We start from the raw sequence: 11,846 nt of genomic DNA on the forward strand, positions 1-11,846 counted from the left end.
TAGATTATACTTTTACAACTTGAACCTCGTCTTTACCGAGTAGTATCAAGTATTTTTCAATATTTTCAATCGAATAGGCTCGTGATAAGGCCTCTCCATAAAGGGCTAATTGACCACGATAGCGGTCTATGAGTTGACTGGGTTCATCATAGCGGTCTGTCTTATAGTCGAACAGAACGATTCTGTCCTCGTAAAGCAGATAGCCATCAAGGATACCACGGACAACAAAGTCTTCCTGACTCTTTTGGTCTCGTTTGAGCATGGAGAAAGGTTGCTCGCGATAAAGATGGTTGGTATTAGCGATAATTTCCTGACCGAGTCCTGTGTCAAAGAATGCAAGAATTTTCAAAAGATTAATCTTGTCTCTGACAGCTGGGCTGGTTTGAACTTGTTTGAGAGTTTCTGTCAGGCTAGTAAGCGTTGGTCGCTGACTGAGGTCAATTCTCTGCATGAGTTCGTGGGTAGCACTACCAATCTCAGCTCCAGTTACCTTTTCTTTAGTTGAAAAATCTGGCAAATCAAAGCTGATTTTCTTGTCTACTGACTGGTCTTGACCAGCAATTTCGACACCCTCCATATCCATAACAGGTTCGTAGAATTTCTTGATTTGACTTGGGGTTTGAACACTAGAAAGTTCAATGGCTGCGCGGTGAAGAGTATTATAGACTTCAACCTCTTTCAGCATTTCAAGGGCTTCTTTGATGATCTCTGACTGGCGGTTGTCTGCTTGAGAGCTGTCTTGTAGAGGGCTCTTGTTTTCCAATTGACCGATAGTTTCTCTAGTCAACTGGTCTTCACTAACAAAACGATAGCTAAAGTTGAGATGATCCTTGGCAAACACTTTGCTGATAGCCCAAAGCCAATCTTGGAAATTCTTGGCTTGGAGTCTAGTACTGCTATCTAGTTTTCCATTTTTAGCTGCTGGGTATTCCTTGGCTTCCAGCTTTTCACGAGATCCCTTGCCGACAAGATAGAGCTTTTTCTCAGCCCGCGTCATGGCAACATACAGCAGACGCATCTGCTCTGAATAGCTAGCCAGCTGTAATTCCTCTTCATTCTGTATATAAGTTAGGCTAGGAATGGAGAGTTTGATGCTTTTAGGATAGTGAGCTTCCACTGCTCCTGTCTCCATCTTGGCAATATATTTGATACCTAGACCATTTTTACGGCTGAGAATGACTTCTGACATAGAGTCTTGCTTATTGAAATCTTGATCCATATTGAGGATAAAGACGTAAGGAAACTCTAGCCCTTTACTCTTGTGAATGGTCATGAGTTCCACTGCATCTTTTGGCGGTGCGACAGCCACGCTCGCAAGATCGTGCTGGGCTTCTAGGACTTGGTCAATCATACGGATAAAACGAGATAAGCCCTTGAAATTACTCTTTTCAAACTGATCAGCGCGCAGTGCTAGGGCATAGAGATTGGCCTGTCTAGCAGGACCATTTGGTAAAGCCCCAACGTAATCATAATAAAAACGGTCGTTGTAAATCCTCCAAATCAAGTCATAGAGAGAGTGCGTTTTGGCATACAAGCGCCAAGAATCCAAGATATCCATGAATTGATTTAGTTTCTCAGCTAGTGTTGAGTGAATCAAGTTTTTCTGGCTAGCTGCTTGTTTTTGAGCATTGACCAGTTTTTCATAGAGATTTTCTTGAACTTTATCTTCTGCTTTCTGAAGGGACAAACGTGCTAACTCGTCCTCGTCAAAGCCAAACATAGGAGACTTCATAAGAGCAACCAAGGCATAGTCTTGCAGGGGATTGTGAATGACACGAAGGGTGTCTAGCATGACTTGCACTTCTAGAGATTGGAGGTAATTGTTTTGCTCACCGTCTGTTTTGACAGGTATCCCGTACTCAGACAGAGCAAGTAGAATTTGATCATTACGACTACGACTAGAGGTCAGAAAGGCAATTTCTTTAAAGGCAACACCTTGTTCCTGATGAAGTTTAAGGATTTCCTTGATAACTAAGCGCATTTCGCCTGTTAGTTTCGTTTCTGTTTGGCTTTCTTCTTCCTCGCCTGTGTCGTCCTTGTCGTAGAGGAGAAATTCTGCCTTGTTGTCTGGATTGGGAGTCAGTTTAGTATTGGCAAAAACAAGCTGGTGCATGCTGTCATAGTTGATTTCACCGACTTCTTGGTCCATAAGGCGTGCAAAAACATCATTGGTTGCTGACAGCACTTCTGAACTGCTACGGAAATTTTCCTTGAGGAGAATGAGCTTGCCCTCTTTTGAATTTTGCGCATAGCGTTGGAACTTTTCATTGAAAATCTGAGGATCTGCCTGACGGAATCGGTAGATGGACTGCTTGATATCCCCCACCATAAAGCGATTGTGGCCATTAGACAGCAATTCCAGCATCCGTTCTTGAATGTGGTTGGTGTCCTGATACTCATCAACCATGACTTCGTGGAAGCGCTCCTGATAAGCTTCGCGGACTTGCTGAAATTTCTCTAAAATCTCAATGGTATAATGGCTGATATCAGCGAATTCAAAGGCATTTTCCTGACGTTTACGCTGACGATAAGCTTCCACAAAATCACTCATGAAGGTTTGGAAAGTCTTAGCTAGTTTCCATGCTTCTCCATGATAACGTTCTTGATAGTCTAGAATGGTTATCTGGTCTGCTAATTGTCCTAGTTTAGCAAACTGGGCCTTTCTTTCTTCGTTGTAGGCATCCGCCAGTGGCTTCAAATCAGCCTTACGACTCGCATTGGTCAGAGCTCGACCATTTTTCTCTTTCGAAATGGCGACAACACGCGCAAGCACTGCTTGATAAGCCTGACTATCGGACTCTTGATTTAAGGAGCCAATTTCATCTAAAATCAACTGAACATTTTCTAGATAAGCGGCCTTTGGAAACTCCTTGGCATCATTATCCAAATGATATCGGAAAAAGCTTTCCAAATCCCAAAGGGCTTGCAGGATTTGTGTGGTCAGTTTTTCTTTTTCACTGGTAAAATCAGCCTCTTCAAAACCTTTGAGGAAAGAGTCACTCAGCCATTTTTTAGGATTACTGGTGGATTGGAGGAAGTCATAGATTTTATAGACCTGCTGGCGCAGACCACGTTCATCTTTTCCACGTCCAGCAAAGTTTTTCAGCAAATGACTAAAGTTCTCTTTCTGTTTACCTTGATAATGGGCTTCAAAGACCTCGTGGAAGACTTCGTTTTTTAGAAGGAGTTGCTCGCTTTGGTTTTGTAAAATCCGGAAATTCGGCGCAATATCAATTAGATAGCCATGTTTGCCAAGGAATTTTTGTGTAAAAGAGTCCATGGTACCGATGGCAGCGTTGGGTAGGTCTGCCAACTGGCGCCCCAAGTGTTGTTTGAGGTCAACATCACTACTTTCTTGAATTTGTTGGCTGATTTTCTTTTCCAAACGTTCCTTAAGCTCGGTCGCAGCTTTGACGGTAAAGGTCGAGATAAAGAGCTGACTGATTTCCACACCACGCGCCAATTGGTCCAGAATACGCTCTGCCATGACAAAGGTCTTCCCAGAACCAGCTGACGCTGAAACCAGGATATTCTGACCAGAAGTGTAGATGGCTTCAATTTGCTCGGCTGTTTTCTTTTGTTCCTTGCTCGAATGCGCTTCTGCTTCTTGCAGTTTTTGAATTTTCTCCTCAGTTAAAAAGGGAATACGCTTCATCGATTCAACTCCTCTCTTATTTTTTCAAACCAAGCTTGCTTGAGTTTTTCTCCGACCAGACGTTTGCCATCAGCTAAGTCCAACTTTTCTAGGAAACGTGCTTGGCCTAAGTGGTAATTGGCTTCAAATCCTGTGATGGCTTGGTGTTGCTGAACATAGGGGGCAATACTTCTGCCATTTTCAGTATAAGGGTTAATGGCGAACTGACCTGTTAAAATCTTCTCAGCTGCTTTCTTGTAAAGTTGGGCATTGTAGTCCAGCAGGAGCTGGAATTCCTCATCCGTCAGCTGATTAGCTTTGTTTTTGTTGTAAAATTCACCCAAATGACTGCTTTCTTTTTCTAAAAAGAGGCCTTGGTATTTCATAGACTTGCTGGCTTCTACCACTGCTCCTGCTAGACTTTTAACAGCCATCAGAGATTGGACAGGCTCAGCCATTTCCAAGTACATGGCACCGAAAAAGTTCTGCTCCCCTTCTCTTTTTAGGGCAGCTAGATAGGTTGGCAACTGGGAATTGAGCCCATTAAAGAAATGAGGAAACTGGAACTGAGTTAGACTAGACTTGTAGTCTACTACTCCTATCGCCCCATCAGCTTTCAATCGGTCAATGCGGTCAACCTTACCTCGTACAAAGACACTGCGCCCATTATCCAATTGAATAAAGACTTGCTCTTTCCCACCGAAATTTGCTTCTTCTTTGATGGTTTCGATGGCTGGATTGTGTCTGAGAATATGTCCAGTCGTCCGTGCAACATCAAGCAAAACTTCCTTGGTAAACTGGGCTTCCAAACTTTCTTGATAAATGGCTTCAAATTCGCGTTCTTGACTGGTTTCTTGAATAGCCTGTTCCAAACGTTGGTCAAAGGAATCTTCGTCAGGTAATTGCAAGGCCCGTTCAAAAATGCGGTGCAAGAAATTCCCGTGACTACGAGCATCAGGACGCAGGCGCAATTCTTCCTGCAGGCCTAGTACATAACGGAGGAAATAACTGTATTGGTTACGGTAAAACTCGGTCAAACCAGAGGTAGACAGATAAAATTCCTGTTCAGCAGGATAGAGAGCCTGTAAGGTGTCCTTTGCTAAGGGTTTGCTACTCGGACTGGTTGGGAGAGCTGGATTTTCTAAACCTTGCTGGTCTAGTTTTTTACCCATGACACGTGCCAGAACCTTGATAAAGGTCAAATCTTGCTCAGTCTCGCTCATCTCCCCCTGCTGATGATAGGCAACCAGACTAGACAAAAGACTGTGATATGACCCTATATCCTCCTTAGACATCCCTTTGTGATTCATCCTCTTCTCTTTCCTGCTAAATCCAAAATGGACTAGCTCTTGAAGATAGGCTGATTCCTTGCTTTCACTTTCGTTAAAAAGGCTTGGAGATGACAAAACCAACTGCTTACGAGCAGAATTAACCAAGGAAAGCATAGTATAGCGATTTTTCTTGAGGTTTTCACTGCTGGCAATCAGCAATTGTGCTCCCTCTTCTGTCGCTTGGTTTAGATTTTGTCTTTCTTCATCTGTCAAAAGACTTGTATTTTGCGCGATTTTTGGTAAATTGTCCTGAGTCAGCCCAATGGCATAGATAAAGTCAGTTGTCAGAGGAGCAATCAAATCATAGCTCTGCACCAGAACTGTGTCTACTGTTGCTGGAATAGTACGATACTGAGATAGACTCATCCCAGAATGGAGCAAGGCTAGAAAGTCCTCTAGACTAACCTGTGAACCAGCAAAAACGGTCGCAAATTGTTCTAAAACATGACAGAATGCCTTCCAAACTTCAGCTTGCCTTTCCTGTTCTAGAGTTTCCATAGTGGCTGTCAAATCTTGCAGTTGCTTGGTCACTGCTCCTTCTTTCAGAAAGATATTCCACTTTTGCAAGAGATTTTCAGCCTTCTGTTTTCGACTGGCAAAGAGGGTTTCAAGAGGGGTTAAAATACGCAGACGAAGAGCATTTAAACGTTCCAGATTAAATTTTCCATGGTGAGATTTGGTGAAGGCTTGCTGAAAGGCTGGCAAGCCATTGATACCAAGATAACGGATATATTGCTCAAATGCGTCAATATCAGCCTGATTAAGATCGGTATACAAACCAGTTCTTAGAAGATTAATCAAATCCTCCTGACGGAAACGATAGCGTTTTAAAGCCAAGATAGACTCGACAAACTGTGTCAAGGGATGATGCGCCATGGATTCGCTTCTGCCAAGATAAAAAGGAATCTGATACTGGTCAAAAATCGTTTTTAGAGATAACTGATAAGAAGCTACATCCCCCAAGAGAATGCGAAAATACTTGTAACTCAGGTCTGGATTGGCATGTAATTTCTGACGAATGCTACGAGCTACCAACTCCAACTCCTCCTTTTGCGTCAAGCAAGACCAGATTTGTAAGTTTTCACGGTCTTTCTCATCGACATCCAAAGTGAGCTCTGTAAAGTCATAAGACGCTTCTAGCAAACGAGAGGCCTTGTCAAAACTATCTATCTCATCATGAGTTTGAGAACAATCCTGAACAGGTGTTTGGTATTTAGAGGCTAGATGATGGAGAAACTCCACACTGGCTTGGTAGAGATTGCCTTCAGAGAATGGACTAGTATAGGCCTTCTTACTAGCATAAGCCCCAATGACAATCTCAACACCCTTGCCATGAAGTAGGTCCACAATCCGCTCTTCCTCGGCAGAAAAACGGGTAAATCCATCAATAACCAAGGCGATTTGACTAAAATCACTACTTACCTTGTCATTCTCAATAGCCTCAATCAAATGGGACAACTGACTTCCCTGAGTCAACTGCCCCTGATTGAGATAAGCCGTTATCTTCTCAAAAATCAAGAGTAAGTCTGCTCTCTTATCCTCATCTGTCAAACTTTCCAAGTCCAAAAAATTCATCTGAGCAGTTGCTATCTCATGATAAAGTTCCATCAACTGCTGGATAAACTGAGGATCCTGCTTGATAGCTCCATAAACACGTAAATCCTTAGGATCAAGTTCGGCAAGACATCTGTAAAAGACCATCCCAAGCCCGATGTCATCTAAACTGGTTTTAGCAGGCAAGTCATTCAAGACCAGGTAACGAGCCATTTGAGCAAAGCGCGTGACGGTAATCGCAAAAGAAGCCTGCTGGAACAAGCATTCCAGCACGGCGCGTTCCTTTTCAAAAGAAAGAGAGTTGGGGGCAATGTAGAAGACCCGCTTGCCAGCAGCAACTAGCTCCTCTGCCTCTCTAGTTAGAATTTCTGTCAAAGAAGTCCGAATATCAGTATAAAGTAATTTCATCTCTGCCTCGTTGCAATTTTCATTACCTTTTATTATACCATGATTAGCCCGAAGATTCCTCCTCCTTTCCTCTAAAATATGCTATAATAATACCAAAAGATAAAGAAGGAAGAACTATGATTAAACTACTAGCCTTGGATATGGACGGAACCCTCCTCAATGAAGCCAAGGAAGTCCCACAAGCTCACATTACTGCCATTCACCAAGCTATTGAAAAAGGTGTCAAACTAGTTCTCTGTACGGGTCGCCCGCTTTTCGGTGTCCTCCCCTACTACAAAAAACTGGGTCTTGACCTCCAGAATGAGTATGTGATTGTTAATAACGGTTGCTCAACTCACCAGACTAGCGATTGGAGTCTGGTTGATTGGCAAGAACTCAGCCCAGATGACATCGAATACCTCTATGACCTAGCTGAAAAAAGTGATGTTCAGTTGACTCTTTTTGATGAGGAACACTATTTTGTCCTCGGTGGTAAGCCTAATGAAATCATTCAAAATGATGCCAAGCTAGTCTTTTCAGACCTGACTGAAATTTCCCTTGAGGAAGCGACTAGTGGCAAGTACCGTATGTTCCAAGGGATGTTTTTGGGGACAGAGAGCCAAACGGACGATTTTGAGAAGCGTTTTGCTGAGGAGCTTTGCCAACGATTTAGTGGAGTTCGTTCACAGCCTGTCATTTATGAAGCTATGCCACTTGGTACGACAAAGGCTACTGCTCTTTCTCGACTAGCAGAGATTTTGAATATCGAGCCATCAGAAATTATGGCCATGGGCGATGCTAATAACGATATCGAAATGCTCCAGTTTGCAGGACTTGGCATTGCAATGGGAAATGCCAGCGATTATGTCAAATCTCTTGCGGATGACGTTACAGCCAGCAACGAAGAAGACGGCGTTGCGCGTGCCATTGAGAAATATATTTTATAGTAAAGAAGCCCAGTTCATATCAACTGGGTTTTGATATTTAAAAATTCCTAAAACTTTAGAAACTCTTTAGAAATCCTTGAGCTTTCTTTGATTTCTATACTTTATACTAAAGTTAACAAAATAAATCAAAAGGAGAGAATCATGAAAACAGTACTTGACATTCATGGATTGTCCAAAAACTTTGACAAACAACCTATTCTTCAGGATCTTCATCTAACGATAAGAGAGGGAGATATTTATGGACTTATAGGGAAGAATGGAGCTGGGAAAACCACCTTGATAAAAATCATAACGCAACTACTGTTTGCGGATAAAGGAACTGTTTCCCTTTTCTCCAGCAAAACGGAAAATGAGTGGAGCAAGTCTCTATCTCGAGTAGGTTCAGTTATCGAATCACCTGTAGCTCATAATCACTTAACAGCCTATCAAAACCTGAAATATTACTGTATGATTCGTCATGTTCCAAATGCTGATCAAGTCATTCGAGAAACGCTGGACTATGTAGGCTTGTCAGATACAGGTAAAAAAGTCTTTCGTGATTTCTCGCTAGGAATGAAACAAAGACTTGGTATCGCCATTGCCCTCCTATCCAAACCAGACTTCCTAATCTTAGATGAACCTATCAATGGTCTCGACCCAATCGGTATCAAAGAATTTCGTCTGATGATTCAACAGCTCAATCAAGAAAAAGGGATCACCATTCTCATCTCTAGCCATATCTTGTCAGAACTCTACCTAGTAGCTAATCGTTTTGGTATTTTAGATCAAGGCAAGATTATCCGTGAAATCAGCAAAGCTGAATTTGAAACACTAAGTGAGGATTATATTGTCCTTAAGACAGCTGATCAAGAGAAAGCTTGTCAAGTATTGAAAGAACAAATCCAGCTCCAGTTCAAGGTTGTTAATCCAGAAAATGAAATACATATCTTTGGTCAGGAACAAGATGTCAAACAGATTCTCAAAGAATTAACCTTGGCAGATGTTGACATTGACGAGATTTACTATGCCCGTCAAAACCTAGAAGAATACTTCACTCAATTGGTCCAATAGGAGGAAAATCATGATACATACCATTCAAGCAGACTTTTACCGTCTTTTCCGTTCCAAAGGATTCTGGATTACAGAATTCATTCTCTTTGTACTCATGTTAATGGGGGCTATTTTTGGGGCTACTGGCCATCTGATGGCAATCCAGACAGAAGAACCAGAAATTCCAACCCATGGTTGGGACGGTATTCAAGCTCTTATCAATGCGTCTAGCAATGATTCAAACATTGTTTTTCTCTGCATTATTCTAATATGTTTAGTTCTTGGGGTCGATCTAATCGGCAAGCTTTATAAAAATAGTTTGACAGTTGGCGTTTCTCGTACAGAGTTTTTCTTCGCTAAATCCTTTGTACTAGCAAGCATCGCTCTCTTGCAACTCATCGCTAGCCTTGTGATTGCTTTTGTTCCCTCAACTCTACTGAACGGACTTGGTACGATGCCTGATGGTTTTATTGCCAATCTCCTCTTAATGATTTTCCTTCAATTTCTATACCTACTCGCTTGGCTTTCCATTATTTCCTTTATTCTCTACCTGACTCATTCTTATATTGCAGTATTTATTGGATATTTGGTCAGTTCTATCATCCTTTCTATGCCAATGATCATTTTTCCAAATATCAAATTTTTACCATATTTGTCCTTGCATTTTTCCTATGCTATGACTGCTAATAGTGAATCCATTTTCTATACACTTATAGTTAGCTTAGCTGTTATTGTAATCTTTAATCTAAGTGGACTGGCAGTTTTCAAAAAGAAAAGTCTATAAAAAATGACCTCCTCTGTAGGCTAGAGGAGGTTTCTTTTCGTTAAAAATAAATGAAAACCGATAACCACTGGCCATCTGTGCTTAGTTTCATCTCTGCACCGAGAAGATGACATAATTCCTCAGTGATATAAAGGCCTAAACCAGAGGATTCTTCGGTGTCTGATAGATTTTCAGAATAAAAACGGTTACTGAGATTTTCTATTTTTTTGATAGGCTGTTTAACAAGGTTTGCAATCTCTAAGACAAGCTGTTCCTTTTCTTTTCGCAAAGACAGACGCGCTTCTTCCTTGCCATGTTTGAGGACATTTCCAAGCAGATTTTGTAAAATTCGATCCAGCAAGTCTTCATCAGTCCTCATTTTCAGACCAGCTTCAACCTCAAAATCAAGTGTGATATTTGCCGCCTGAAAAACATCATAATAAGCCAAAGTCTTCTTGGTAATAAAAGCTGAGAGAGCTATTTCTTCCAGTTTCGGTTTGACAGCTCCTTCCATCAAACGACGATATTCTAGGAGAGCCTCCAAACGTTTAGAAACTAAATCAAGATGCTGGGCTATTTTTTGTAAGGTTTCTGCTTTGTCTTCAGGAGACTTTATCAATTGTTGGGTGTAGCCTGAAGCGATAGTCAAAGGTGTCCGAATATCATGGGCGATATTGCTGATGGCCATATCCAGAGTCTGCTTTTCCCTTTTCATCACCAACCGAGATTGTTCCACTTCCTGAAATAGATTCTCAATTTGCTGGTAGAGATGTAAAAAATGTTTGGAAAAAATGCTGACCCCAACTCTTTTCATACTACCTGTAAGAATCTTATCTTCAATCTGTTGACTCAAGTTTTTAAGTGCTAGATGGTAGCGAATCAATGTAATCAATAAAATAATTAGGAGTATCAGTAGAACAAAGATTATCATGTAGGTCATTGCTTGTCTCCTTTTAATCTTACCCCAACTCCCCAAATGGTTTCAATATATTCTTGATTTGGGTCAAGCTGGTTTAATTTTTTACGAAGATTACTCAAATGCGTATTGAGAGTATTATCTCCAGGTAGATAGCTATCCTCCCAGACCAATTCATAAAGTTCTTCCTTGGTGAAAATTTTCTTAGGATGTTTGAGGAGAGTTTGGAGAATCAAGCATTCTTTTTTGGCAAGGCGAATGATTTCCTGACTATTTTTGATTTCAAAACTTTCTGCATCAAACTGGATATTTTTCAAGTTTTGTGGCAGATTTTCAGTTTTTTCTATTTCCATAGGCTGTTTTTCTGTACTTTGGCGTAACTGAACAGTAACTCTAGCAAAGACTTCGTCCAAATCAAAAGGCTTCACTATGTAATCATTGGCACCGTCTAAGAGGTATTGACTGATTAACTTCTTATCGCTCAAAGCCGTTAGCATAATGACTGGAGTTTGACTTTGTTCCCTGATGGCTTTTAAAACCTGATCCCCATTTTTCCCAGGAAGCATGATATCTAGCAAAACGAGGTCAATCCCACCTTGGTCAAAAAGCATGATTCCTTCAGTTCCTGAAAAGGCTTGAATCACCTCATGCTCCTCAGTAAGAAGTGTTCGCAAAATCTCTTGAATGTCACTATTATCTTCAATAACCAATATTCTAGCCATAAATACCAACCTTTCTGCAACTATTATAGCATGTTTTATTGATAAAGCTTAAACAGAAAAGCTCCTCGCATCAAAGTGCGAGAAAATCAAAGCTCAGGCGATTGTCACAAGTAACGGGAGAATTGTTTCTTTTGATATTGCGCTGAACTATTGCCACGATATGAAGGTCTTCAAAAAGTGTCGCAGAAATAAAAGTAAAACGTTTAAAATATTTTCAATAACCTATCGAAATCATCGTAAACACTTCGGATTACGAATGAATGTGATTGCTGTGGTATTATTAACTGTGAACTAGAATTTTATAGTAACAGGTAGTATAACAGAAGCATCACACATTTTCCAAATTTCACGTAATACCATTTATGGCTGGTTAAAGCTAAAAGAGAAAACAGGAGAATTAAACCATCAAGTAAAAGGAACAAAACCAAGAAAGGTTGATAGAGATAGACTTAAAAACTATCTTACTGACAATCCAGACGCTTATTTGACTGAGATAGCTGCTGAATTCGGATGTCACCTAACTACCATTCACTATGCTCTCAAAGCTATGGGCTACACTCGAA

7 protein-coding genes and 2 pseudogenes are annotated in these 11,846 nt (G+C 41.1%); 5 read left to right on the forward strand and 4 right to left on the reverse strand.

The genetic code is table 11. The features are described from left to right. Positions 1–4 precede the first annotated feature (4 nt). Both addA and rexB read right to left on the reverse strand, forming a co-directional pair. Complete coding sequence (gene addA, locus CJ239_RS00340) at positions 5–3,655, reverse strand: helicase-exonuclease AddAB subunit AddA (protein ID WP_102210150.1); 3,651 nt, start codon at positions 3,653–3,655, stop codon at positions 5–7. Further along, entirely contained in the window at positions 3,652–6,927 is a 3,276-nt protein-coding gene (rexB, locus tag CJ239_RS00345; protein ID WP_102210151.1) for an ATP-dependent nuclease subunit B, read from the reverse strand. Before rexB ends, addA begins: the two co-directional genes overlap by 4 nt. A 116-nt stretch (positions 6,928–7,043) precedes the next feature. Between rexB and CJ239_RS00350 the strand changes: the two genes are divergently transcribed. From CJ239_RS00350 to CJ239_RS00360, 3 genes are all read left to right on the forward strand, one after another. Continuing rightward, positions 7,044–7,853, forward strand: a complete 810-nt coding sequence (locus CJ239_RS00350) for a Cof-type HAD-IIB family hydrolase (RefSeq protein ID WP_102210152.1) — start codon at positions 7,044–7,046, stop codon at positions 7,851–7,853. Between the two features lie 141 nt (positions 7,854–7,994). Then, entirely contained in the window at positions 7,995–8,903 is a 909-nt protein-coding gene (locus CJ239_RS00355; RefSeq protein ID WP_102210153.1) for an ATP-binding cassette domain-containing protein, read from the forward strand. 10 nt (positions 8,904–8,913) lie between these two features. Then, entirely contained in the window at positions 8,914–9,666 is a 753-nt protein-coding gene (locus tag CJ239_RS00360; RefSeq protein ID WP_102210154.1) for an ABC transporter permease, read from the forward strand. 40 nt (positions 9,667–9,706) lie between these two features. Here the strand turns inward: CJ239_RS00360 and CJ239_RS00365 are convergent, their stop codons facing one another. Both CJ239_RS00365 and CJ239_RS00370 read right to left on the reverse strand, forming a co-directional pair. Then, positions 9,707–10,585, reverse strand: a complete 879-nt coding sequence (locus tag CJ239_RS00365; protein WP_102210155.1) for a sensor histidine kinase KdpD — start codon at positions 10,583–10,585, stop codon at positions 9,707–9,709. Next, complete coding sequence (locus CJ239_RS00370; RefSeq protein ID WP_102210156.1) at positions 10,582–11,283, reverse strand: response regulator transcription factor; 702 nt, start codon at positions 11,281–11,283, stop codon at positions 10,582–10,584. Before CJ239_RS00370 ends, CJ239_RS00365 begins: the two co-directional genes overlap by 4 nt. A gap of 73 nt (positions 11,284–11,356) precedes the next feature. Between CJ239_RS00370 and CJ239_RS00375 the strand changes: the two are divergent. Together CJ239_RS00375 and CJ239_RS00380 are read left to right on the forward strand one after the other, a co-directional pair. Further along, a pseudogene (locus tag CJ239_RS00375) lies at positions 11,357–11,598 on the forward strand (IS5/IS1182 family transposase); the annotation flags it as partial. Beyond that, a pseudogene (locus tag CJ239_RS00380) lies at positions 11,585–11,846 on the forward strand (IS630 family transposase); the annotation flags it as partial. The pseudogenes CJ239_RS00375 and CJ239_RS00380, both read left to right, overlap by 14 nt.

This window comes from Streptococcus sp. UMB0029, assembly GCF_002871495.1.
GTDB lineage: Bacteria > Bacillota > Bacilli > Lactobacillales > Streptococcaceae > Streptococcus.